Origin of the sequence: Flavobacterium soli DSM 19725 (assembly GCF_000422705.1) — a bacterium.
Classification (GTDB): domain Bacteria; phylum Bacteroidota; class Bacteroidia; order Flavobacteriales; family Flavobacteriaceae; genus Flavobacterium; species Flavobacterium soli.
Map to the genome: position 1 here is coordinate 125,929 of NZ_AUGO01000001.1, position 23,396 is coordinate 149,324.

The 23,396-nt window shown below is 33.3% G+C and carries 25 protein-coding genes; 19 read left to right on the forward strand and 6 right to left on the reverse strand.

Features of this window, described 5'->3' with window-relative positions:
* Nucleotides 1-14 precede the first annotated feature (14 nt).
* Genes G508_RS0100545 through G508_RS19360 form a run of 11 tightly spaced genes read left to right on the forward strand, consistent with a single transcriptional unit; the run spans nucleotide 15 to nucleotide 12,775 of the window.
* Nucleotides 15-917 (forward strand): nucleotidyltransferase domain-containing protein, encoded by a 903-nt coding sequence (locus tag G508_RS0100545; RefSeq protein WP_026703490.1) that lies wholly within the window; start codon nucleotides 15-17, stop codon nucleotides 915-917.
* Nucleotides 910-2,355, forward strand: coding sequence for a B12-binding domain-containing radical SAM protein (locus tag G508_RS0100550; protein ID WP_026703491.1), 1,446 nt, complete (start codon nucleotides 910-912; stop codon nucleotides 2,353-2,355). Before G508_RS0100545 ends, G508_RS0100550 begins: the two co-directional genes overlap by 8 nt.
* Complete coding sequence (locus tag G508_RS0100555; RefSeq protein WP_026703492.1) at nucleotides 2,345-3,121, forward strand: class I SAM-dependent methyltransferase; 777 nt, start codon at nucleotides 2,345-2,347, stop codon at nucleotides 3,119-3,121. The genes G508_RS0100550 and G508_RS0100555 overlap by 11 nt, the downstream gene beginning before the upstream one ends.
* A complete protein-coding gene (locus G508_RS0100560) occupies nucleotides 3,118-4,488 on the forward strand; it encodes a B12-binding domain-containing radical SAM protein (RefSeq protein WP_026703493.1) in 1,371 nt (456 codons plus the stop codon). The genes G508_RS0100555 and G508_RS0100560 overlap by 4 nt, the downstream gene beginning before the upstream one ends.
* A gap of 4 nt (nucleotides 4,489-4,492) precedes the next feature.
* The gene (locus G508_RS0100565; RefSeq protein ID WP_026703494.1) at nucleotides 4,493-6,004 is read left to right on the forward strand and encodes a hypothetical protein; all 1,512 of its coding nucleotides are present in this window, start codon (nucleotides 4,493-4,495) and stop codon (nucleotides 6,002-6,004) included.
* 2 nt (nucleotides 6,005-6,006) lie between these two features.
* Nucleotides 6,007-7,137, forward strand: coding sequence for a hypothetical protein (locus tag G508_RS0100570; RefSeq protein ID WP_026703495.1), 1,131 nt, complete (start codon nucleotides 6,007-6,009; stop codon nucleotides 7,135-7,137).
* Entirely contained in the window at nucleotides 7,130-7,876 is a 747-nt protein-coding gene (locus tag G508_RS0100575; protein WP_026703496.1) for a glycosyltransferase family 2 protein, read from the forward strand. Before G508_RS0100570 ends, G508_RS0100575 begins: the two co-directional genes overlap by 8 nt.
* Nucleotides 7,873-9,429, forward strand: coding sequence for a glycosyltransferase family 87 protein (locus G508_RS0100580; RefSeq protein ID WP_084625890.1), 1,557 nt, complete (start codon nucleotides 7,873-7,875; stop codon nucleotides 9,427-9,429). The genes G508_RS0100575 and G508_RS0100580 overlap by 4 nt, the downstream gene beginning before the upstream one ends.
* The gene (locus G508_RS0100585) at nucleotides 9,426-10,592 is read left to right on the forward strand and encodes an MATE family efflux transporter (protein ID WP_157485844.1); all 1,167 of its coding nucleotides are present in this window, start codon (nucleotides 9,426-9,428) and stop codon (nucleotides 10,590-10,592) included. The genes G508_RS0100580 and G508_RS0100585 overlap by 4 nt, the downstream gene beginning before the upstream one ends.
* The gene (locus G508_RS0100590) at nucleotides 10,579-12,102 is read left to right on the forward strand and encodes a B12-binding domain-containing radical SAM protein (RefSeq protein WP_026703499.1); all 1,524 of its coding nucleotides are present in this window, start codon (nucleotides 10,579-10,581) and stop codon (nucleotides 12,100-12,102) included. The genes G508_RS0100585 and G508_RS0100590 overlap by 14 nt, the downstream gene beginning before the upstream one ends.
* Nucleotides 12,103-12,115: 13 nt before the next feature.
* Complete coding sequence (locus G508_RS19360; protein WP_026703500.1) at nucleotides 12,116-12,775, forward strand: methyltransferase; 660 nt, start codon at nucleotides 12,116-12,118, stop codon at nucleotides 12,773-12,775.
* On the opposite strand, the gene G508_RS0100600 is transcribed toward G508_RS19360, so the two are convergent.
* Nucleotides 12,759-13,787: a LacI family DNA-binding transcriptional regulator gene (locus G508_RS0100600; RefSeq protein WP_026703501.1), complete on the reverse strand. Its 1,029-nt coding sequence runs from the start codon at nucleotides 13,785-13,787 to the stop codon at nucleotides 12,759-12,761. The two genes, G508_RS19360 and G508_RS0100600, sit on opposite strands and share 17 nt — an antisense overlap.
* A gap of 329 nt (nucleotides 13,788-14,116) precedes the next feature.
* Between G508_RS0100600 and rplM the strand changes: the two genes are divergently transcribed.
* The 6 genes from rplM to G508_RS0100630 all read left to right on the forward strand — a co-directional run bounded on the left by rplM (nucleotide 14,117) and on the right by G508_RS0100630 (nucleotide 18,326).
* Nucleotides 14,117-14,572 carry a 50S ribosomal protein L13 gene (gene rplM, locus G508_RS0100605; RefSeq protein WP_026703502.1) on the forward strand — a complete coding sequence of 152 codons (456 nt, stop codon included), beginning with the start codon at nucleotides 14,117-14,119 and terminating at the stop codon, nucleotides 14,570-14,572.
* Entirely contained in the window at nucleotides 14,572-14,958 is a 387-nt protein-coding gene (gene rpsI, locus G508_RS0100610; RefSeq protein ID WP_026703503.1) for a 30S ribosomal protein S9, read from the forward strand. The genes rplM and rpsI overlap by 1 nt, the downstream gene beginning before the upstream one ends.
* A 166-nt stretch (nucleotides 14,959-15,124) precedes the next feature.
* Complete coding sequence (gene rpsB, locus G508_RS0100615) at nucleotides 15,125-15,904, forward strand: 30S ribosomal protein S2 (RefSeq protein WP_026703504.1); 780 nt, start codon at nucleotides 15,125-15,127, stop codon at nucleotides 15,902-15,904.
* A gap of 118 nt (nucleotides 15,905-16,022) precedes the next feature.
* Nucleotides 16,023-16,985, forward strand: coding sequence for a translation elongation factor Ts (tsf, locus tag G508_RS0100620; RefSeq protein WP_026703505.1), 963 nt, complete (start codon nucleotides 16,023-16,025; stop codon nucleotides 16,983-16,985).
* Nucleotides 16,986-17,118: 133 nt separating this feature from the next.
* Complete coding sequence (locus tag G508_RS0100625) at nucleotides 17,119-17,772, forward strand: queuosine precursor transporter (protein ID WP_026703506.1); 654 nt, start codon at nucleotides 17,119-17,121, stop codon at nucleotides 17,770-17,772.
* Nucleotides 17,769-18,326, forward strand: coding sequence for a DNA-3-methyladenine glycosylase I (locus G508_RS0100630; protein WP_035693790.1), 558 nt, complete (start codon nucleotides 17,769-17,771; stop codon nucleotides 18,324-18,326). Before G508_RS0100625 ends, G508_RS0100630 begins: the two co-directional genes overlap by 4 nt.
* Nucleotides 18,327-18,329: 3 nt before the next feature.
* Here the strand turns inward: G508_RS0100630 and aat are convergent, their stop codons facing one another.
* From aat to G508_RS0100645, 3 genes are all read right to left on the reverse strand, one after another.
* The gene (gene aat, locus G508_RS0100635; protein ID WP_026703508.1) at nucleotides 18,330-18,968 is read right to left on the reverse strand and encodes a leucyl/phenylalanyl-tRNA--protein transferase; all 639 of its coding nucleotides are present in this window, start codon (nucleotides 18,966-18,968) and stop codon (nucleotides 18,330-18,332) included.
* A gap of 149 nt (nucleotides 18,969-19,117) precedes the next feature.
* A complete protein-coding gene (locus G508_RS0100640) occupies nucleotides 19,118-19,489 on the reverse strand; it encodes a DUF3127 domain-containing protein (protein WP_026703509.1) in 372 nt (123 codons plus the stop codon).
* Nucleotides 19,490-19,532: 43 nt separating this feature from the next.
* Nucleotides 19,533-20,411 carry a flavin reductase family protein gene (locus tag G508_RS0100645; protein ID WP_026703510.1) on the reverse strand — a complete coding sequence of 293 codons (879 nt, stop codon included), beginning with the start codon at nucleotides 20,409-20,411 and terminating at the stop codon, nucleotides 19,533-19,535.
* A gap of 198 nt (nucleotides 20,412-20,609) precedes the next feature.
* On the opposite strand from G508_RS0100645, the gene G508_RS0100650 reads away from it, so the two are divergent.
* Nucleotides 20,610-21,764 carry a sensor histidine kinase gene (locus G508_RS0100650; protein WP_026703511.1) on the forward strand — a complete coding sequence of 385 codons (1,155 nt, stop codon included), beginning with the start codon at nucleotides 20,610-20,612 and terminating at the stop codon, nucleotides 21,762-21,764.
* Nucleotides 21,765-21,860: 96 nt separating this feature from the next.
* Here G508_RS0100650 and G508_RS0100655 read toward each other — a convergent pair whose 3' ends face one another.
* A complete protein-coding gene (locus tag G508_RS0100655) occupies nucleotides 21,861-22,250 on the reverse strand; it encodes an HIT family protein (protein ID WP_026703512.1) in 390 nt (129 codons plus the stop codon).
* A gap of 28 nt (nucleotides 22,251-22,278) precedes the next feature.
* Complete coding sequence (gene greA, locus G508_RS0100660) at nucleotides 22,279-22,755, reverse strand: transcription elongation factor GreA (RefSeq protein WP_026703513.1); 477 nt, start codon at nucleotides 22,753-22,755, stop codon at nucleotides 22,279-22,281.
* Between the two features lie 162 nt (nucleotides 22,756-22,917).
* Here greA and G508_RS0100665 point away from each other — a divergent pair, with 162 nt between their 5' ends.
* Nucleotides 22,918-23,349 carry a Rieske (2Fe-2S) protein gene (locus G508_RS0100665; protein WP_026703514.1) on the forward strand — a complete coding sequence of 144 codons (432 nt, stop codon included), beginning with the start codon at nucleotides 22,918-22,920 and terminating at the stop codon, nucleotides 23,347-23,349.
* Nucleotides 23,350-23,396 lie beyond the last annotated feature (47 nt).

Here is a 23,396-nt window from a genome sequence, read left to right on the forward strand (position 1 = left end):
CTAAACAGACATAATTGGAATCTCTTAAAACCATTCTTTATTTTTCTATTTTTAACTATCCCATCAAGATGGAGGAAATCTATGATTTCTCCAAATCCAAAGATATTGCAAAAATAAAAGAAGAATTGAGCGAATTAATTTTACGGAAAATAATTTTTAAAGTTGATGATTTCTATCTTTCAACATATGATTTAGAAGCAATCGAGAAAAGAAAAAAAGGTAATCAAATGGCCATCAAGGCATTAATAAAAGCAAAAGAAAGAGCTGCCTTTATTGCTAAATTTCCATACGTCCAAGCCGTAGGTGTTTCAGGTTCTTTATCTAAAGGATATTATGACAACGATAGCGATATTGATTTTTTTGTAATTACAACACCCCGAAAGCTTTGGATTACAAGAACATTTTTAATGTTATATAAAAAAATATTCCTGCTCAATTCTAGAAAATATTTTTGTATCAATTATTTCATGTCCCAAAACAGTTTAGAAATTGAAGAAAAAAACCGTTTTACAGCAACTGAAATCAAGACTTTAATTCCTTTTCAAGGGAAAACCATTTTAACGGAATTTTACAAAAAAAATGAATGGGTTTCGGATACTTTCTGGAATATGAATCCAATATTAGATGGAATTCCAGAAGTTAAAAAAAACATATTTGTTCATTGTATTGAAAACGTTTTAAAGACAAGATTTGGCGACTGGCTGGATGATACTTTCAAAAAAATTACAATCAAGAAATGGAAATCTAAATTTGATTTTATGAGTGATGAAGATTTTAAGGTAGCTCTAAAATCAACCAAGAACATCTCAAAACATCATCCTTCCAATTTTCAGAGAAAAGTCATCATGGCTTTAAATGAAAAATATGACCAAGTCCACAAGAACCATAGTATAGTTTTATCAAAAGAACATGTCTGACCTTCTTTTTTCGCATTCGTATTACTATAAATTAGATCCGAAGCAATGGAAAAACAAAACTCCTTTTCCTCCATTAGGGACTTTGTATGCCGCAGCATTAATGCGAAAAAATGGTTTTACTGTAGATTTATTTGACACGAATTTATTAGATTCTCCAAAAGCAATTTCTGCAAAATTTACTTCTAGCAAACCAAAATATTTGGTAATTTATGATGATGGGTTTAATTATCTAACCAAAATGTGCTTAACCAATATGCGTGAAGCTTGTTTTGAGATGATTTCGATTGCAAAATCATATAATTGCAAAATAATTGTTTGCAGTTCTGATGCTACAGATCATTATTACAACTATTTAGAAAAAGGGGCTGATTTTATCATTCAAGGTGAAGGCGAAATTACTTTACTAGAATTAATTCAACATTTAGAAGAAAAGAAAGATATTTCATCGATAAATGGAATTGTTTTCAAAAATCAAGACGGAATAAAAGTCAATCCAAAACGAGCCGTTCTTCAAAATCTCGACGATTTGCCATTGCCAGCTTGGGATTTGGTCGATATGAATTCCTATAAAGAAATTTGGAAAAAAAGTGGCCAAGAATTCACTTTAAATATAGCTACAACAAGGGGATGCCCTTATAAATGCAATTGGTGTGCAAAACCCATTTACGGCAATCGATATAATGCCCATTCGCCAGAATATATTGTAAACGAGATTGCCTTTTTGCAAAAACAATTTGGAGCAAAACGGTTTTGGATGTGCGATGATATCTTTGGTTTAAAACCCAATTGGGTCCAAGAATTTAATATCGGATTAAAAAATGTACCTCTAAAAATTAGCTATTACATTCAAAGTCGCGTTGATTTATTATTAAAAGAAGACACCATTGATGCTTTAGCCAAATCTGGTTTAGAAGAAGTTTGGGTGGGAGCCGAAAGCGGTTCGCAAAAAATTTTGGATGCCATGGACAAGGGCACGAAAGTGGAAGAGATTTATGAAGCAACACGCCTGTTAAAACAAAAAAACATTCGCGTTGCCTTATTTCTTCAGTTTGGTTATTTGACCGAAAACCAAGAAGACATTCAAAAAACCATTGCAATGGTAAAAGACTTGCAACCTGACAATATTGGCATTTCGGTTTCGTATCCTTTACCGGGTACAAAATTTTATGAGAAAGTAAAAGATGATTTAAGACTCAAGGCCAATTGGACTGATTCTGATGACTTTGACATGATGTTTAAAGGAACGTACAATTCCAACTATTACAGAAAACTGCAACGATTTGTGCATAAGGAGTTTAGAAAAAGTCAAGGTTTTCAAAACCTGAAAAACTTTTCATTTTCTCCAGAAAAAATAAAATCTATTTTGAAATTAGGGTACTATATTCCAAGTGCTTTTTGGGACAGAATTCAATTGAAAACATTACAAAATGAACGCTAGTTTTGACATAGCGGCAAACACGTATGATCAATCTTTTACTAACTCGGAGATTGGAAAACTACAGCGTAATTTTGTTTACAGAGTGGTCTCAAAACATTTACATACCACAAAAAAAATCCTTGAAATAAATTGCGGAACCGGTGAAGACGCCATTTGGTTTGCCAAGAAAGGCTTTGAAGTAACAGCAACAGACATTTCAAATGAAATGATTGCGGTTGCAAAAGCAAAAGCTACTTTTCAAAACCTCAACTTTATTCAAACCGACATAAATTCTATTTCTGAACAATTCTTTAATCAAAAATTTGACACTATCTTTTCAAATTTTGGAGGTTTGAATTGCCTGACACCAAATGAATTAGAAAACTTCCTATCCAGTTCTACAAAAATGCTTTCAGAAAAAGGAAAATTGATTTTGGTAATCATGCCAAAAAATACGCTCTGGGAAAAGGTATATTTTATTTTGAAAGGAAAATTTAAAACCGCTTTTAGACGAACTAAAAAAGAAGTGATTGCAAATGTTGACGGTACCGGTGTTCCGACTTATTACTATAATCCAAAAGAAATTGTACATTTAACCAAAACAAATTTTGAATGTTTAGAAATAAAGCCCATTGGCTTTTTTGTTCCACCCTCTTATTTAGAGCCTTTTTTTAAGAAACAAAAAAGATTTTTGCAATTTCTAACTACATTGGAAAACAAAATTAAAAGCAGTTCATTTCTATCAAAATATGCCGATCATTACATCTTAATTTTAGAAAAAAAATGAGTCTTTTATTTACACATGCTTATTATTTATCTGATGATCCAAAAGAACAAAAGATAATGAAACCCTATCCACCATTGGGTTTATTGTATGTGTCTGCCTATTTGTTAGATAAAAAAATTCCGAATACTGTTTTTGATAGTACTTTTTCGTCTCAGGAACAACAGTTGGGTTTTATTCTTGAAAAACAACCAAAAGTGATTTGCATTTATACCAATTTGATGACCAAAATAGAAGTTGTCAAATTGATTAAAGTCCTAAAATCTGTCAAATTTAATTTTCCAAAAATTATTCTTGGTGGTCCAGATGTTACCTATAATATTGAAAACTATCTTAAAGCTGGAGCCGATTTTTTAGTCATTGGCGAAGGCGAAGAAACTACTTTTGAGTTGTATAATGCCATTCTAAACCATCAAAACCTGCATGAAGTAAACGGAATTGCTTTTTTAGAAAACGATACGGTCATTCAAACCAAAGCAAGAACAAAGTTTAAAGAGTTGGACGAATTGCCATTACCGAATAGAAAAGCAATTAACATGCAAAAATATTTGGACACCTGGAAAAACAATCATGGACAAAGCTCGATGACGATTTCTACACAACGTGGTTGCCCTTATACTTGCAAATGGTGCAGCACGGCAGTTTATGGGCAAAGCTATAGAAGAAGACCTGCAACACAAGTTGCGGCAGAAATGAAAATGCTCAAAGAACAATACAATCCAGATGCAATTTGGTTTGTGGACGATGTTTTTACCGTTAGCCATAAATGGTTATTGGCGTTTCGAGAAGAGGTTTTCAAACAAGAAGCCATAATTCCGTTTGAATGCATTACAAGAGCTGAACGCCTAAATGACGAAATTTTATCTTTATTGAAAGAAGTGGGGTGCTTTAGAATTTGGATTGGCGCCGAAAGTGGTTCGCAAAAAATAATCGACCTGATGGACAGGCGTGTAGATGTAAATGTAGTAAAAGAAGCCATTCAAAAAACCAATGCATTAGGAATGGAAACCGGAACATTCATCATGCTTGGTTATCCGGGAGAGACGGAAGAAGATATTGCTACAACTATTCAATATTTGAAAGAGGCCAACCCTACATTGTATACAATTACCGTTGCTTATCCTATAAAAGGGACATCGCTTTATACCGAAGTTGAAAGCAAAATTACTAATCAGTTAGATTGGGAAACCTCAACCGACAGGGAAATTGAATTTGAACGGACCTATTCTAAAAAGTTCTACAAGTATGCTGTTAGTAAAGTGGTGAATGAAGTAGAATTTCATCGGGAAAATTCAAAAATCACTTTGAAAGCTCTAAAATTCAAGACAAAATCTTTTTTGGCGTTTGGACTAATGAAATTAAACCGATAATGATTTGACAAAGGAAACGAAATATGTTTTTTGCCTAACCTTGATTTATTTCATAGTAAGCCTCATCGGGGTGATGCATCATGAACTTTGGCTGGATGAATCACACCATTGGCTCTTGGCAAGAGATAGCACTTCTTTTTTGGATCTAATTCAAAATACACGATATGAGGGACATCCCATTCTCTGGAATATTCTATTGTTTTTTATAACCCGAGTCACTTCAAATCCTCTTTGGATGCAAATCCTACATATCTTATTTTCGAGTGCGGTAGTATTTATTTTCTTGAAAAAAGCACCATTTTCCTGGGTATTTAAAACACTTTTTATTTTTGGTTATTTTATGCTTTTCGAATATAATTTAATTAGTAGAAATTATATCCTAGGCATCCTATTTCTTTTTTTAGCTGCGTCATGTTTCAAAAATAGAAAAAACAATGTCGCTCTAATAGGTATTTATTTAGCTTTAGCCAGCAATATACATTTAATGTTTTGTGTAATTGCTTTTGCCCTTTTTCTAACGTTATTGCTCGAACAGTATCAAAATAAGCAAATCGGTACATCCGCAACAATTGGAATTGGAGTTTTTCTATTGGGTTTAATACTGGCTGCGGTTCAGATAATTCCTCCTAACGATACTCTTTTTTTTAATAAAATAGATGCCATTCCTTTTCATGAGAAATTAATAAAAGGATTCATTTCCCTTTTTAAAGGTTTGGTCACTCTTCCTGATTTCAGATCGATTCATTTTTGGAACTCAAATATTTTTGTAAACCTAAGCAAGCCATTTGCAACTGTTTTGGGACTACTGTGCTATTTCATTCCGCTTTTATTTTTTAAAAGCCGTAAAATGCTGTTTTTTGTTTACACTGCTCTTTTGGGAACACAAATTTTCTTTTTTGTAACGCAAAGAGGTGCTACTCGATTTGACGGGATGACTTTTATCATACTGATTTTAGCTTTATGGCTTGAACATTATTTTACAGATGAAAATAAAAAATTAGCTAGTTTCATAGCTGCATTCAAATTGAATTTACTTAAAAAACCTATCGTTTACTCTATTTTAACAATACAGCTTTTTAGTGGTGTTTGTGCCTATGCGGTAGATTTTAAAGAACCTTTCTGTTCTGCCAAAGAAACCGTAAAGTATATAGAAAATGAAAACATCAATACAGAAAACATAATTTCCATTACCTGTGACGGCACATTAATAAGTCCATTTCTGGAAAAAAAAGTGTATTTCCTGTGTGATGAAAGCTTGCAAAGCTATTGTCATTGGGATTCTACTTGCAAAGCTGATCTTCCGCCTGAAGAGATTATCGAAATGATTTCTAAATATATGCGTCATCACCAAAATGCCACGTATATTTCCACCTATCCAATTGCAAGTAATTTTCAAAAAGACATTTGGATTAATGTGACTGATGAAATAAGTATTTGCTTTTTAAAAAATTTTGAAAGGAGTATAGTCCGTAACGCAGACTATTTTGTTTATGAAGTTAAAAGAATAAAATCCTAAAGATGAAAATTAAAAAATACATATTCTATGTTCTATTGCTATCGTTTTTAATTTCTTGCGAAAATGATTCCTATTCTGACTTGGTTGAAACAGATTCCTTACTACACTTAAAATGGAATAAAGCTTATCCTGATGACTCAATTGACAAATCTCTAATTGGTTTGAAATGGGCATTTTCCTATATTGGAGCAACCTTGCCAACAACAACAAACGGTATTACTATTCAGAATTCAACTATTATAATCGATCTAAAAAAGCTTGGCTTTAATGAAAATGCAATTCAAAAACTTTTGAAATTATCGATTAAAATTAAAAACACTTCTGAATATAAAACAAATAAAAACATTGATCTAGGCAGATTTGTTACCTTATTAATCGGATCTTCAGAACATTACTATGAAATTATTGGCACTCCAAATACCCTTGATGAAGTTTTAAACCAATATACTTTATTGCCTCAAAAAGGATATGTGGACATTTCTGGAGTTTCATTAGAGCATCGTATTCTTCAATTTTCAGAACAGAATGGTTTTAATCAAGTTTTTCTTTCCGAAGAAGTAGATTCTATTTCGGGAACAATTTATGAATATGAAACCATCGAACTACTACCAAATGGACAACTTCGCTTTGGAATTTTTGATGCTAATAAAAATCGGAAAAATAATGCCGATCCCAGTCACTCGAATGCAGGAAAACCAGCCAAATGCATGTGGTGTCATGAATCTAATATTCAAACTATATTCTACCCTATCAATGATTTCCCAGATTATCTTAGTTCTACGGAGCTTAACAACACTTTAGTGCATTACAGACAATCCAATATAACTCAAAAATTAGCACTTAACAAGGGTGTAGATTTTTCGCAAACCCAAGAACATACTTACACAGAGCTATTATATATTTCCTTTATGGAACCATCTGTGGAGCGGTTAAGTATTGAATGGAGCATGCCCATACCTGAAGTCGAAAATTTACTTTCAGGATTGTCAACCCATGTTGATGAAGAATTTCCTTTTCTGGGAATGTTATATCATCGAAAAGACATCGAAAGTTTAGCACCTTTTCAAGGTTTGTCTGTTTCAACTAGCGTTAGAGAAGAGTCACAAATAGAAGTCAACCATTTAAATGATTAATAAAAAAAAAATAATCGTTATAATGCCTGCTTATAATGCAGCTAAAACTATTCAAAAAACATTTGAAGAAATTCCTTTTGATATTGTTGACGATGTTGTTTTGACCGATGACTTTAGTAATGATGAAACGATTGCTGTAGCAAAAAAAATTGGCATCCAACATATTATTGCTCACAAAAAAAATAAAGGCTATGGTGCCAATCAAAAATCGTGTTATGAAAAAGCAATTGCATTAAATGCTGATATCATTGTAATGCTACATCCTGATTATCAGTACACCCCAAAATTAATTCCGGCAATGGTTACCCTAGTTGCAAATGATCTATATGATGTCGTTTTGGGCTCTCGAATTTTGAGTAAAGGTGCTTTAAAAGGTGGGATGCCTTTTTACAAATATGTTTCAAATAGAGTCTTGACTTTTATTCAGAATATTTTAATGCATCAAAAACTATCCGAATATCATACAGGTTATCGTTGTTTTGATGCCAAACTTTTAAAGCAAATTGATTTTGAAAACAATTCAGATGATTTTGTTTTTGACAATGAAATTCTAGCACAATGTTGCTTTTTAAAGGCTCGAATTGGGGAAATTTCTTGTCCAGCCAAATATTTTGAAGAAGCTTCGTCCATTAATTTCAAGAGAAGCATCAGGTATGGAATTGGAGTTTTACGGGTTTCCTTTTCCTATTTTCTTCAAAAAACCAAACTGTTTCAATTTTCGATTTTTAAAAATCTATGAAACAATTTATATTAAAATATTATCCCTTTGGTATAATGCTTCTGCTTTGCATTTTTTATATGTATAAAGCGATTTCGTTTCCCCTTCACGATTTTGCCAATTATTATTTTGGAGCACAGTTTCTAGCCGATGGAGAATTCAATACTTCAATCTACTTTCCCTCCGAATTTAATAAAGCAATTGCCGATTTAGGTTTTGAAAACATTTTTGTGAGCTATGCTCCAAACACACCGTTTCTAGCCGTTTTCTTTTTGCCTTTTACAATGATTTCTGTGGTCAAGGCCAAAATATTTTTTAATCTAATTTCCTCTTTCTTATTGCTTTTGAGTTGCTTTAGATTATTCGATTTCTACAAAATAAACCTCAAATATGCCATTCTAATTCCAATAGTATTCTTTATCCCAATAAAAAACAATTTACTCTTTGGTCAGGTTTATTTTCTATTGTTTTTCTTATTAGCTGAAAGTTTAATCGCTTACGAAAAACAACAGCTTAAAAAAATGTCTTTGTTTTTAAGCTTATCAATAGCATTAAAAGTTTTTCCTATACTTTTTTTGTTGCTTTTTATTTTTAAAAAACAATACAAGCCCTTGATTTATATTTGTGGTGTTTGTGCTTTTCTTTTTGGGATTTCATTATTACTTACAGGCTTAGAGGTTTGGGTCTTCTTTCTAAAAACAGTTTTACCAAGAGCTTCAAATGGCGAAATCGCAACTGCTTTTGTAGATAATTACCAATCGGTATTTATGTTCTTGAAGCGATTATTAGTTTATGATGAAATCGAAAATCCATATGCTTTTTCGGTTGCATCAAGTTATTTCCCAATATCAATCTTAGCATTCAAACTGGGTTGTATTTCACTTGGATATTTCATTACAAGAAACTCAAATAACAATTTGCAAATTTTCAGTTTCTGGATTTTAGCTTCTATTTTACTTTCGCCTTATGGAAGCACCTATACTTTTATAGTATTATTATTCGCATTTTTAACTTTGGCAAAAAGTGAAATTTCAAATTTTAAAAAGATCCTTTTATTTGGGATTTTATTTTTAACAAATAACCTTTCTGTATCCTTTTTTATTGAAAACCAATTTCCCTTTTCTTATGTAAGATTATTTTTTCTAATTGCTTTTTTTATACTTTTTATGATTTACTTTTATAAAAAATCAACTTTTATAAAAGCCTTTAGTATGGGCTGTTTTGTTTTTTTTATGGGTACTTTCTTTAAGCAGAACATTTCAAAAACCAGTACATCCTTTTTAACAGAAGAAAGTCCCATTTTAATTTATGATTACAAAATAACAAACAATCAACTGACCTATTTTTATTGGAACGAAAAAGGCGAGAACACAAATTCAGTTCCTTTATTATCAAATAAAGCTGAAAAACTTGAATTGAAAAACAATCAAATTTATTACAATAACAAACAACTTACCTTTGACAAAAGCAACAAACTAAAACCAACTCTAATTGACCAAAAAACCATACTTTTTTTATCCGATTATGAGAGAGGCATTGGATTTTATACGTTGCAAAAACTGAATTATAATTGAGCAGTAAAAACTTAAATAGAATAGGATTTATTTCCTCCAACTCCGTAAGGCAACTACTTAATTCTGTATTTGCAATGGCTATTCCATTTATGGCTATTCATTTTTCTACTAAAGAAATCTGGGGTGAATTTGTTTCAATCTTGCTCTTTTCTTTAATTGCAATTCAATTTTTTAATTGGGGAAACAAAGAATATCTATTGAGGGCTTTCAGCAAAATGCCCAATGAAATTTCAACCACCTTTACTACCCTTCTATTTACACGTCTGCCTTTAGTTGTATTGTTTTCTATAATTGGAATTTGGAATTTTAAAACCGAATTTGGAATTTATATTTTTCTATGGTTTTTGGGAAGATATTTGATTCACTCCTTTGAAGTTTTGATTATATATGAAAAGAAATTCATTTCTTCTGTTGTAATCGAAACACTATGCTTTTTAGTATTCTTTTTATCTTTTTATTGTTTTCGGTTAAATTTTGACGTAGAAATACTACTCATTTTATATAGCTTATATCAATTGCTAAAAGGGTCATTGTATCTCATTCTATTTAAAGGTTTTTTAAATTTTAAAAATATACATTTTGATTTCAATTACTACAAAATCAGCATTTGGTTCTTTTTACTCTCATTTATTGGATTTTTAGCTTCTAAAATTGATGTTTACATTATTGAAAGTTTCGGGAATAAATTGATTACTTCAGATTATCAAATAATTAATAGTTTGCTTGTTTTTACGATGTCCATTGCTGCGTTTATTTATACTCCTTTCATTAAAAACATCTATAGAAATAGTGAAGAAATGATAATTAAAGCTAATCTTTTTATTTCACTCACTGGATTGATAATCATTCCCATGGCATTATTTATCATTTCGATGATTTTATATTTTTTCTTAAAACTAGAGTTGGATTTTTGGTTTTTTATAATTGCTTTTTTTTATGTTTATCCATCCTATATTTATGGAATAGAAATAGTAAGTTTGTTTAAGCAACATCGCGAAAAAAAAGTATTTTTCATCTTATTTATTGGAGCAATTGCTAATTTTATTTTATCCTATGTTTTTTTATATTTAAATTTTGGTATTTCTGGTGCGTTATTAGGAAGTGCGCTTTCTCAAACAATAGTTTTATTTTTATTCAAATTCAAAAATAATGTCAAACAATAAAACCATCCTCTTCAACCCGAAAAGCGCTAACGGCAAACACAGGATCCCAAATTCTATCTTGCAGGTTGGAGCTTCCATTGATGGCAAATATGAATATGTTTTTATCGATGGAAATTTAGAAGAAGACCCTTGGCAAACGATTGAAAATTATTTAAAAACAGGAGAATACAAATATTTTGGTTCAACAGTTATGCCTGGTCCTCAATTACGGCAAGCCATTCCTTTTACAAAAAAAATAAAAGAATTTTATCCCGATATTATTACCGTTTGGGGAGGCTATTTTGCTTCTAACCAATATAAAGTGGCTCTAAATTCAGGCGTTGTAGATTATGTTATTAATGGTCCTGGCGACAACACCTTTCCTGAACTTATCAAAACTTTAGAAGCAAATGAGTTAGAATCTTTGATTTTGATAAAGAACCTGATCTATAAAGACGAAAAAGGAGCAATTATAAAAACCGCTGTCGAAGCCTTGTTGGACCAAGACAGCTTGCCAAAGTTTCCCTACAACCATTTGGATTCCTTTTATCCTGTAAAAAATTATTTGGCCAAGACTTTTATGGGAAACAAAACTTTATCCTATCATTCCAGTATGGGATGCCCTTTTTCATGTTCCTTTTGTGCAGTAGTACCCATTTATAATGCAAAATGGAAAGGTATGTCGGCAGCTCGAATCTATGAAGATGTCAAGTATTTCAAAGAAAAACACAATATTGATGCAATAGAGTTCCATGACAACAACTTCTTCACTTCCAAAAAAAGAGTTCTAGAATTTTCAAAACTCATACTGAACGACAACATCAGTTACTGGGGAGAAGGCAGGATTGATACAATAAACATGTATTCTGACGATGATTTAAAACTCATGCGGAAAGCAGGTTGCAAAATGATTTTTCTAGGTGCTGAAACTGGAAACGATGCGGTTTTGAAACAAATGAACAAAGGCGGAACACAAACCGGACAAATGATAAAGGATTTCGTGCTTAGAATGAAAAAAGCCGATATTATCCCAGAACTTTCTTTTGTGTTAGGAATGCCCGCCAAAACAGAAAAAGAAGTTTACGACCAAATTCTTTGGGACATCAACTTCATTAAGGAAATAAAACTTATCAATCCAAATGCCGAAATCATTATTTACCTCTTTAGTCCAGTACCGACTGAAGGTTCTGAATTATACAATCAGATTTTGGAAGCAGGGTTTTCATTTCCAGAGACTTTGGAAGAATGGATTTCGCCAAGTTGGGAAAACTTTGATCTGCGAAAAAATCCGCTTACTCCGTGGCTGAAACCTTATATGATTGACACGATTAAGAATTTTGAAACAGTCTTGAATGGCTATTATCCAACGGTTTCCGATTTTAGAATCAAAGGCTATAAGAGACAATTGCTGCGGTTGACTTCGGGCATTCGGTACAAAACTGGATTTTATCATTTCCCATATGAAATCAAGGTAATGCATAAATTGTGGAAATACAGACAACCAGAAATCGAAGGATTTTATTCGGAGTAATTCAATGGTATAAATGAGAAACTTCCTGAAAAAAATAACGCATCCTTTTTTAAGGCTCGGATTAAAAATCTACTATTTTAAGCCAAGAAAATTCTGTTATGAAGGCATCTGTATCAAGGTGCATCCGGATGTTTTTCCACCGCATTTAACCTTAAGCACAACAATTCTTCTGGATTTCATCAAAGAAAAAAAACTGACAAATAAATCGTTTTTGGAATTGGGTTGTGGGAGTGGAATTATCTCATTGTTTGCTGCTAAAAAAGGAGCGGATGTTACTGCAACCGACATCAACCCAACAGCATTGGAATTCTTAACCGAGAACGCAAAAAAGAATAACTTAGAATTGGAAGTAATAGCTTCTGATTTATTTCAATCATTGCCCAACAGAACTTTTGACTGCATTGTTATCAATCCGCCTTACTACCCCAAAACGCCTAAAAATGTAAAGCAAAAAGCATGGTTCTGTGGTGAAAATTTTGAGTATTTTGAGCAATTATTTCCGCAATTAAAAAACTATTCGACTACTGAAAACGAAATATACATGATCCTTTCTGAAGATTGTGAAGTAAAAAAAATAAAAGCGATTGCCTCAAAAAGTGGAATCGCCTTTGCTATAATCGTTGAAAAGAAAGTCGTTGGTGAAAAGAATTATATTTTTAGGTTAACTTCCTAGTTGACTCCCTTTGTCTCAACTCAGTTTTTACAACAGTAGTTTTAAAAGTATACTCTTCATCGTCTTTACTTTCCAGTTTATCGATGAGTAATTTGGCTGCTGCTTCACCAATTTCAGGACCATGCTGACTAACGGTTGACAAGCTTGGCGTTAATCTTTTTGACCAAACTCCATCTGCAAACCCAATAATAGATAAGTTTTCTGGTATTTTGTAACCATGCTTCAAACCTAACTTAATTCCTGCAACCGAAGTTGGTTCATCCAATGCAAAAACACCATCCAATTCATGTTTTTCAAACAAAGCCGCCACCCTAGTATCAAAATCCTCAACAGAATCTGTCAGGATAATCAAGTCTTTATCGATTTCAATATTATTTTGCTGCAACGCTTTCATATAACCTTTGGCTCTCAATTTTCCTACACTAAGATTATCAATCGTAGAAAATAATGCGATTTTTTTGCAACCTATATTAATAAGGTGCTGAGTTGCATCCATAGCCGAATCAAAATCATCCACAATTACCTTATCGCACGAAACTTCATCGGTAATTCTATCAAACATCACGATGGGAGTTCCATCATTGATGATTTCAGTAAAATGCTGGAAATAATTCTCCTTTTGAGATTCTTCAGAAATCGACAAGATAAAACCATCTATTGTCCCGTTGCTCAACATCTGTAACGTATGGATTTCTTTTTCAAGAGATTCATTCGAAATACAAGTAATCACGTGATATCCTTTTTCATCGGCCACTTTTTCAATTCCCGTAAAAACTTTTGCAAAAAACGAATTCAATATATTAGGAATAATCACTCCAATGGTTTTGGTCTTCCTATTCTTTAGGTTAAGAGCCGTAATATTTGGCTTATAATTCTTGAGTTTGGCAAACTCCTGAATCTTGATCTTTGTAGGCTCACTAATTTCAGGGCTGTCGTTAAGAGCCTTAGAAACTGTAGATACAGAAACGCCAAGTTCCTTAGCAATTTGTTTTAGTGTCGCTTTTTCTTTCATATTTCATCAATTGAAGTGTAAAAATAAGAAAACAAACCATATAATTGTTATTATAAGCGAAAGCTTCATGCATTTTTGCAATCCATAGACCCAACTTAGGCTACAATTTTTCTTTTTTTCTTAAAACACAAAAATATTTTTCAGAAAGAATTAGAGAAACTAAGCCCAAAAAGAATCTAATTCGCCTTCTATTGTGCTAATTTCTAAAAAAATAAACCTTGAAAATAAAACTCGTAAAATAATCTTTTACAGCAGTTTGTATAATAAATAAATAATTGTACTTTTGCACTCCCTTTATTGGGAATGGAATGTTTAATTAAAAATTTATTATGGACGCATTAAGCTACAAGACACAATCAGCAAGCAAAGCCACTGTTACAAAAGAGTGGATCGTTGTTGATGCTGACGGTCATAACTTAGGACGTCTTGCTTCAAAAGTCGCAATGATTTTGAGAGGTAAGTACAAACCAAGTTACACACCACACGTGGACTGCGGAGATAACGTAATTGTTATCAATGCAGAAAAAATTAACCTTACAGGTACAAAAATGGATGACAAAATTTACATGCGTCACACAGGTTACCCAGGAGGACAAAGAACTTTAACTGCAAAAGTATTACAGGCAAAAAACCCTGCTTCTTTGGTAGAAAAAGCAGTAAAAGGAATGTTACCTAAAAACAAATTAGGTGCTGAACTTTTCAGAAATTTAAATGTTGTTGTAGGTTCAGAGCACAAACAAGGAGCTCAAAAACCTAAAACTGTTAACCTAAACGATCTTAAGTAATGGGAGTTATTCACAAAATCGGTAGAAGAAAAACCGCTGTTGCACGTGTTTATGTTTCGGAAGGAACAGGAAAAATCACTGTAAACAAAAAAGAATTTACAACTTATTTCCCAACTGCAACTTTACAGTACAAAGTAATGCAACCAATGTCTATGACAGAAAATGCAACAAACTTTGACGTTAAGGTAAACGTTTACGGAGGTGGTTCAACTGGTCAAGCAGAAGCTGTAAGAATGGCTTTGGCAAGAGCAATGTGCGAAGTTGGCGAAGGAAACAGAGCTATCTTAAAACCAGAAGGTTTATTAACAAGAGATCCAAGAATGGTTGAACGTAAAAAATTCGGTCAGAAGAAAGCTCGTAAGAGATTCCAATTCTCTAAACGTTAATATTACCGTCTTGTTCAAATGGGACAAGACCTCGTTCATTTATTATTTAAAAACAAAATTGTTGTTCCTGTCGAGGCAGGAAATTAGTTTAGCATCTAAATGGGTAAGACCGAATTTTTCGCTACTTATTCATTGCTAATTCAACAGAACGTAAACTATTATTAAAATGGCAAACAAAGTAGAAGTTAAAGAATTACTAGAAGCAGGTGTTCACTTCGGACACATGACTAGAAAATGGGATCCAAACATGGCTCCTTACATCTATATGGAACGTAATGGAATTCACATTATCAATCTATATAAAACTGCAGCTAAAATCGAAGAAGCTAACGAAGCTTTGAAGAAAATCGCTGCATCTGGTAGAAAAATTTTATTCGTAGCTACCAAAAAACAAGCAAAAGATATCGTAGCTGAAAAAGCAGCTGCAGCAAACATGCCTTACATCACTGAAAGATGGCCAGGTGGAATGTTGACTAACTTTGTAACTATTCGTAAAGCTGTTAAGAAAATGGCTTCTATCGATAGAATGAAGAAAGACGGTACTTTCATGACTTTATCTAAAAAAGAACGTTTACAGGTTGATCGTCTTCGTGCAAAATTAGAGAAGAACTTAGGTTCTATCGCTGATATGTCAAGACTTCCTGCTGCATTGTTCGTAGTAGATATTAAAGCTGAACACATCGCAATTAAAGAAGCTCAAAAATTAAACATTCCAGTTTTCGCAATGGTGGATACAAACTCTGACCCAAGAGAGGTTGATTATGTAATTCCAGCTAACGATGACGCTTCTAAATCAATCGATAAAATTTTATCTTTAGTAACTGCTGCTGTTATCGATGGTCTTTCTAACAGAACATCTGATAAAGAAACTGAACAACCAGCTGGTGAAGTTGCTGCTGCTCCAACAGAAGCCGTAGAAACTGCAACTCCTGCAACTGAAGAATAAATAAAAATAAATTTAAAGATTGAAAGATTTAATGATTAGGTAATTATTGATTTTAGAATTAATAATACTTTTAATCCTTAAATTTTTCAATCTTTTCATCTTTAAATCAAAAAATATTATGGCAACAATTACTGCTGCAGACGTAAATAAATTAAGACAAACTACAGGTGCCGGAATGATGGACTGTAAAAAAGCTCTAGTTGAAGCTGATGGAGATTTTGATAAAGCGATACAAATCCTTAGAGAAAAAGGACAAAAAGTTGCTGCTAACCGTTCTGACCGTGAGTCTTCTGAAGGAGCTGCTGTTTCTTTTATCAATGCAGACAACACTAAAGGAGCTATCATTACCTTGAACTGTGAAACTGATTTCGTAGGTAAAAATGAGGCTTTCGTAACTTTGGCTAAGCAATTGGTTGAAAAAGCAATCAACTTCTCTTCTAAAGAAGAATTCTTAGCTTCAGATTTCAACGGAATCACGGTTGCTGAGAAATTGATAGAACAAACAGGAGTTATCGGTGAGAAAATCGAAATCGGTGGTTTCGAAATTTTAGAAGGTGCTTTCGTTGGATCTTATGTTCACGTAAACAAAATTGCTGCTTTAACGGCTATTTCTGCAAAAATCGACAACGCTGAAACACTAACTAAAGATGTTTCTATGCAAGTTGCCTCTATGGGAGCTGATACTTTATCTTACAAAGATTTTGATCCTGCTTTCGTAGAATCTGAACTTGCAGCTCGTATTGCTGTAATCGAAAAAGATAATGAAGAAGCTAAACGTTTAGGAAAAACATTGAAAAACGTTCCTAAATACATTTCTTTCTCTCAATTGACAGAAGAAGTTTTGAAACAAGCCGAAGAAGATGCTAAAGCTGAATTAAAAGCAGAAGGTAAACCAGAACAAATTTGGGATAAAATCATTCCAGGAAAGATTCAACGTTTTATCTCTGACAATACTACTTTAGACCAAGAAAAAGCTTTATTGGACCAAAACTTTATCAAAGACGACAGCAAAAAAGTTGGTGACTATGTTAAAGGATTCAATGTTGAAATTACAGGTTTCAAAAGAGTTGCTTTAGGTTAATATCATTTAGATTATTAGAATCTTAAAATATAAAATCCCATTTCATTCATTTGAAATGGGATTTTTTAATTTAACGAATGTTCGACTTCCTAAAAAAAGATAAAATGCTACATTTGACTATCAAAAACTTTTTATGTTCAAATCGAAGAAAGATTTAGTATTTATCATCCTTGCAGGCATTTTCATTACCAATGCAGTTACTGCCGAATTAATTGGCGGAAAGCTTATCCAGATTGGCCCATTTGTAATGAGTATTGGAATCTTGCCTTGGCCTATCGTTTTTCTTACAACCGATTTAATCAATGAATACTTCGGAAAACAGGGTGTAAAAAAACTTTCTTACATTACAGCTGGCTTAATTATGTATTCCTTTTTGGTGCTTTTCTTAGCCATCAGCATTCCTGCTGCAAAAGGAATCAGTCCTGTTAATGACGAACAATTTACGGCTGTTTTCGGGCAAAGTATGTGGATTATTGTTGGTAGTATTATCGCTTTCTTGGTTTCGCAATTAATTGATGTTACTGTATTTTCTTATTTCAAAAATAAAACAGGCAACAAAATGATTTGGCTTCGGACGACGGGCTCAACCGTTATTTCGCAACTTTTTGATTCCTTTATTGTTTTGGGAATTGCTTTTTGGCTTCCTGGCAAAATAAATTCAGAAACATTTGTATCTTCGGCACTCACAGGATATACCTTTAAATTAGGAACGGCAATCGCCTTGACACCTTTGATTTATTTGGGACATCACTTGATTAAAAAATATTTAGCCGAAGAAAAATTATGAAAATACGTTGTGCTTGGTGCGAAAAAGACGATTTATATAGAAAATACCATGACGAAGAATGGGGAATTCCTGTTTATGAAGACATCAAATTATTTGAATTTTTACTGCTCGAAACCTTTCAAGCAGGACTAAGCTGGTATACTATTTTAAGCAAAAGAGAAAACTTTAGAAAAGCTTTTGATAATTTTGACTATAAAAAAATAGCCCAATATCCAGAGGAAAAAATTCAGGAATTGATGTTGGATGCAGGAATTATTAGAAATCAATTAAAGATAAGATCTGCTGTAACCAATGCACAATCATTTATAAAAGTTCAGGACGAATTTGGAAGTTTTTCAAAATACATTTGGGGATTCGTGAACCATAAACCAATCGACAACAAGCTTCGCGATCTTTCTCAAGCACAAGCCACCACTCCGCTTTCGGACGAAATCAGTAAGGATTTAAAGAAAAGAGGCTTCAAATTTGTAGGTTCAACAGTAGTTTATGCACACATGCAAGCTACCGGAATGGTAAACGATCATGTAGAAAATTGCTGGACAAGGAAACAATAACAATTAGGTGTTTTCAATGATTTTCATGAAATCCTCACGAAAAATTTCTCTCGCACCCAAACTTTCCAGATGGTCATTATGCACTTGGCAATCCAAAAGTTTATAATTTTCTTGCTTTAATTTTTTTACCAAAGAAACAAAAGCCACTTTTGAAGCATTAGAAACTTTGGAAAACATACTTTCTCCACAAAAAATGTCTCCCAAATCAATGCCATACAAACCACCAACCAAAACCTCATCTTGCCAAACCTCAATTGATTTGGCAAAGCCCATTTCGTTTAAGTTGCAATAGGCTTCAATCATATCATTAGAAATCCAGGTTCCGTTTTGTCCATTTCGTTTGATGGAACTGCAATTCGAAATCACTTCTCTAAAATTTTGATTAAATGTAATCTTGAATATATTCCGATTCAAAATATTCCGCATACTTTTGGAAACCACAAATTCCTCTGGAAAAATCACCATTCTATATTCAGGCGACCACCACAAAATAGGTTCATCTTCATCAAACCAAGGAAAAATGCCACTCCTATAAGCCAAAAGCAAACGTTCGGGCGATAAATCTCCTCCAACGGCAAGAATTCCATCTTCGTCGGCTTCCTCAACTGGCGGAAAAAATAATGCTTTGGTTACGAAATACATCTGGTTAGATTCCAATATTTTAAAATACAAATTCCAAATAAACTTCAAAAATCAAATTCTAAATTCTAACCTTAACGTGAGGTTTTGAAAATTGAAAATTGAAAAATTGAAACTTATTTGGAATTTATAATTTGTGATTTATAATTTTATTAAAAAGGCAAATCGTCGTGATCTTCTTCTTTAAAGTTAGATGCTGGTTCGAAAGCTTCAGCAGCCGGAATTGGAGCTGTTTGAACTGGAGCTTCACTAGCCAATCTTTCGATTCTCCAACCTTGAATACTGTTGAAGTATTTTGTTTCTCCTTGCGGATTTACCCATTCTCTACCTCTCAAGTTGATTGAAACCTTTACAGCTTCACCTTGTTTGTAGCTGTTCAACAAATCACATTTATCTTGAGTAAACTCAATCATAATGTGTTGTGGATATTGTTCTTCGGTGGTAACAACCAATTCTCTTTTCTTAAATGACGCGCTAACTTGTTGCTCTGCATTAATTACTTTTACTTTTCCTGTAACTTCCATAACGTTTTGTTTATTTGATGGCTTGTGGCATATACAAACCTAATTATACTCTTTTTGCTAATAACACTTTCCAAGCCGAAATCGCGTCCTGACTTTCTAAATACTCCTTTGCTTTCTGGTGCACGTTTTCTTCATCTGCAGAACTCAAAACACCTTTCACGGCAAAATTCTCTTTTACAAATATATCAATTTCTTCGTTCGTTGGCAAAGATTCTACATTTCCCAACATTCCCAAATCATTCCCATTGAAAACAGGACTTTCTTTGATGAAATCTGGAATCATATCAACCCCAATCCCTAAAGTAACGAGCGGTTTCGGAATTTCAAACAAGCCTTTATTGGCTCTCGAATACCAATTTCCACCCATTCTCGAAACCAAATCAATCTTAGATTGATCAATCGCTCCATTTTCGTCCAAAATTTCTTCGCTGATGTGCATTTTAACCACTTCGCAAATGATCAAATTTCCAGCTCCTCCTTCGTTTCCAAGGCTGATGATTTCGTTGACCTTGCACTCAAACTGAACCGGAGATTCCGCCACACGAAACGGCTTCACAATATCCGACGGAACTTGTGTCAAACCCGATTTCAAAAATTCATTAACACCATCTGCATATTCCGTGCTCGACAGCGAAGCCTGTTGAACTATGTCATAATTTACTACGTTAATCACCACTTCACGAGTCGCTTCGGCATTCAACAAAGTATGTTTTACGGTATTATCCCGAACCCTTCTCGCTGGCGAAAACACCAAAATTGGCGGGTTCGAACTAAACACATTAAAGAAACTAAAAGGCGACAAATTTGGGTTTCCGTCTTTATCAATAGTACTTGCAAAGGCAATCGGACGTGGCCCAACCGAGCTTTGTAAATAACCCTGCAATTTTACAGGAGAAACCTCTTTTGGTTCGATGCTAATCATGGAATGTAATTTTATACAAAGATAATTTTTTGAAGCGAAACTTTAGACATTTTCGGAATCCGTTTTCCCGCTGTCCTTCCAAAACTTTTTTCTCGCTAAAGAAGCGAAAAAAAAGGTTTTTCCCTCACATCGGGGCTAGAGAATTTTCCATTTTCATTTGGGAAACTTTTTTTTACTACTTTTAAAGAAAAAATTTACATGCAATTCTCCGAAAGAAGAAATACAATCCGCTGGATCATTATTGCCGCTTCGTTTCTCATCATCCTCTTGATTCTTTGGAACACTTATTCTTTTTTTCAAATCTTTAAAAAAGAAGAACAGCAAAAGATGGAAATCTGGGCTTCTTCGTTCAACACCATCAACAAAGCTGATTTAGAAAATGATGACATCGAGCTTCCAAGAGAAATCATGGACAAGAACACCACTATACCAATTGTCTTGACCGATCAAGAAGGCAACATCATGGGAATGCGAAATATTCCTGATGAAATTGCCAATGACTCCATAAAAGCAGAGGCATTCTTTAAAAATTTCAAAAATCAAAATACTCCAATCGCCATTGAATATTTGCCTGGCGAATTGCAATATGTGTATTATGGCAATTCTGATCTCTTAAACAAGCTTAAGTACTATCCTTTGGCTCTGGTCTCCATAATTGTTCTTTTCGGAGGATTAGTTTACAATTTCTACAAAAGCACCAAAATGGCCACTCAAAATAAACTTTGGGCTGGAATGGCAAAGGAAACCGCTCATCAAATTGGAACACCACTTTCTTCACTAATTGGCTGGCTCGAAATCATGAAAGCCGATAATGTTGATGAAACTACGGTTTCGGAAATAGAAAAAGACATTGTTCGACTTCAAACCATAACCGATCGTTTCTCTAAAATTGGTTCAGAACCGATTTTGGAAAAGGTAAATATCATAAAGGAAACCGAAGAATCAATCGATTATTTGAAATCAAGATTTTCCAAGCAAGTTGAATTTTCCTTTAAAGCTCCAACTTATCCAATTGAAATCAATCTGAATTCTGCCTTACACAGTTGGACCATCGAAAACCTAGTTAAAAATGCCATTGATGCAATGAAAGGAAGAGGCAAATTAGATGTTGTAATTCTCGAAGATGCTCGATTCGTGAAAATACGAGTTTCAGATACAGGAAAAGGCATTCCGAAAAATCAATATAAACGTATTTTTGAACCTGGATTTACCACCAAAAAAAGAGGTTGGGGATTGGGACTTTCTCTAACAAAAAGAATAGTCGAGGAATACCACAGCGGGAAAATCAGGGTTTTATCTTCCGAAGTTGGCAAAGGAACTTGTATTCAGGTTAGCTTTAAAAAATTGGATTAGGATTGAACACAGATTGCACAAATTTTCACAGATTTAACTCAATAAAAAAAGGAGAAACGAAAGTTTCTCCTTTCATTTTATAAGGTAATTTTATTCTTAAAGATTATTTTTTATCGCTAAAGCCAAAGCCTCAAATTCTTCTTTTTCCATTTTCACTTTGTTGACAAAACGCATTTCGTCCATTTCGTTTAATGGAATTAAATGAACATGTGCATGTGGCACTTCAAGACCAATGACAGCCATTCCTACTCTTTTGCATGAAACAGTTTTCTCTAATGCAATCGCCACTTTTCTTGAAAAATTCATCAGACCCAAATACAAATCTTCTTCGACATCAAAAATCTTGTTGATTTCCTGTTTAGGAATACAAAGTGTGTGACCTTTTGCATTTGGATTGACATCCAAAAAAGCCAAAAATTTTTCGTCTTCGGCAATTTTATAGGCTGGAATTTCTCCGTTTATTATTTTCGTGAAAATTGATGCCATTGTTGATTCTTTTTATGCGTGAATTTGTTTAATCTCTAGATATTTCTAAAATCTCGAATTTTAAAGTTCCGTTTGGCACTGTTATTTCGGCAATTTCTCCAACAGATTTTCCCAATAAACCTTTCCCTATTGGAGAAGTTACAGATATTTTTCCTGTTTTTAAATCGGCTTCACTTTCGGCTACCAACGTATATTTCATCTCCATTCCGTTGGATTGGTTTTTGATTTTTACATTCGATAAAACCAATACTTTAGTGAGATCCAAATGACTTTCGTCAATCAATCTTGCGTTAGAATAAACTTCTTCGAGCTTGGCAATACGCATTTCAAGCATCCCTTGTGCCTCTTTTGCAGCGTCATATTCCGCATTTTCAGACAAATCGCCTTTATCCCTTGCTTCTGCAATATCTGCCGATGCTTTTGGACGCATCACACTCTTTAAATGATCTAATTCTTCTTTCAGTTTTTTTAATCCTTCTGCTGTATAATACGATACGTTACTCATAATTTCCTCATTTATATAAATAGAAAAAATCCCATCAGGACGGGATTTCTTTCCACAAAGATAGTATTTTTATTGTTTGTCTATAATTATATGTTAATCATATATAAACCAAAGTTAAATAATTTAAATTTGTTTAACCTATTTATGCTCAAAAATTTTACAATGAAAAAAATTGCACTCCTAGTTTCATTATTTTTCCTCATTATTGGATGCTCCAACGACAATGTTAGGAATAGAAATCCATTTATTCCGAACTATTCTTTTTCAATCAATATTAATGCAAATTTACCAAGTTACAGTGGTTTACAATCGGCTATCAATCCGATTATTATACCCGATAACGGATCACATCCAACCTTGATTGTAATGAAAATTTCGGAAACCGATTATAGAGCTTGGGATGCAAACTGTCCTAATCAATATCCTTCCGCTTGTTCCCAAATGGTTCTGAATGGGATCAATGCAAAATGTCCTTGTGATGATATCGAATACAGCTTGTTTGATGGCGTGAGTATTGATGGAAGCGGAGAATATACCGTGAAACCCTATCGTGTAGAGGTGCTTCAACCCAATATAATCAGGATTTCTAACTAAAAAATCCTGATAACAGAAGTCATCAGGATTTTAGAAAAAAACTAACT

Excerpts from the sequence above, each read along its gene's own strand:
- G508_RS0100550 (WP_026703491.1), top strand. The coding sequence starts at position 910 with ATGTCTGACCTTCTTTTTTCGCATTCGTATTACTATAAATTAGATCCG.
- G508_RS0100555 (WP_026703492.1), top strand. The coding sequence starts at position 2,345 with ATGAACGCTAGTTTTGACATAGCGGCAAACACGTATGATCAATCTTTT.
- G508_RS0100560 (WP_026703493.1), top strand. The coding sequence starts at position 3,118 with ATGAGTCTTTTATTTACACATGCTTATTATTTATCTGATGATCCAAAA.
- G508_RS0100570 (WP_026703495.1), top strand. The coding sequence starts at position 6,007 with ATGAAAATTAAAAAATACATATTCTATGTTCTATTGCTATCGTTTTTA.
- G508_RS0100575 (WP_026703496.1), top strand. The coding sequence starts at position 7,130 with ATGATTAATAAAAAAAAAATAATCGTTATAATGCCTGCTTATAATGCA.
- G508_RS0100580 (WP_084625890.1), top strand. The coding sequence starts at position 7,873 with ATGAAACAATTTATATTAAAATATTATCCCTTTGGTATAATGCTTCTG.
- G508_RS0100590 (WP_026703499.1), top strand. The coding sequence starts at position 10,579 with ATGTCAAACAATAAAACCATCCTCTTCAACCCGAAAAGCGCTAACGGC.
- G508_RS19360 (WP_026703500.1), top strand. The coding sequence starts at position 12,116 with ATGAGAAACTTCCTGAAAAAAATAACGCATCCTTTTTTAAGGCTCGGA.
- G508_RS0100600 (WP_026703501.1), bottom strand. The coding sequence starts at position 13,787 with ATGAAAGAAAAAGCGACACTAAAACAAATTGCTAAGGAACTTGGCGTT.
- rplM (WP_026703502.1), top strand. The coding sequence starts at position 14,117 with ATGGACGCATTAAGCTACAAGACACAATCAGCAAGCAAAGCCACTGTT.
- rpsI (WP_026703503.1), top strand. The coding sequence starts at position 14,572 with ATGGGAGTTATTCACAAAATCGGTAGAAGAAAAACCGCTGTTGCACGT.
- rpsB (WP_026703504.1), top strand. The coding sequence starts at position 15,125 with ATGGCAAACAAAGTAGAAGTTAAAGAATTACTAGAAGCAGGTGTTCAC.
- tsf (WP_026703505.1), top strand. The coding sequence starts at position 16,023 with ATGGCAACAATTACTGCTGCAGACGTAAATAAATTAAGACAAACTACA.
- G508_RS0100625 (WP_026703506.1), top strand. The coding sequence starts at position 17,119 with ATGTTCAAATCGAAGAAAGATTTAGTATTTATCATCCTTGCAGGCATT.
- G508_RS0100630 (WP_035693790.1), top strand. The coding sequence starts at position 17,769 with ATGAAAATACGTTGTGCTTGGTGCGAAAAAGACGATTTATATAGAAAA.
- aat (WP_026703508.1), bottom strand. The coding sequence starts at position 18,968 with ATGTATTTCGTAACCAAAGCATTATTTTTTCCGCCAGTTGAGGAAGCC.
- G508_RS0100640 (WP_026703509.1), bottom strand. The coding sequence starts at position 19,489 with ATGGAAGTTACAGGAAAAGTAAAAGTAATTAATGCAGAGCAACAAGTT.
- G508_RS0100645 (WP_026703510.1), bottom strand. The coding sequence starts at position 20,411 with ATGATTAGCATCGAACCAAAAGAGGTTTCTCCTGTAAAATTGCAGGGT.
- G508_RS0100650 (WP_026703511.1), top strand. The coding sequence starts at position 20,610 with ATGCAATTCTCCGAAAGAAGAAATACAATCCGCTGGATCATTATTGCC.
- G508_RS0100655 (WP_026703512.1), bottom strand. The coding sequence starts at position 22,250 with ATGGCATCAATTTTCACGAAAATAATAAACGGAGAAATTCCAGCCTAT.
- greA (WP_026703513.1), bottom strand. The coding sequence starts at position 22,755 with ATGAGTAACGTATCGTATTATACAGCAGAAGGATTAAAAAAACTGAAA.
- G508_RS0100665 (WP_026703514.1), top strand. The coding sequence starts at position 22,918 with ATGAAAAAAATTGCACTCCTAGTTTCATTATTTTTCCTCATTATTGGA.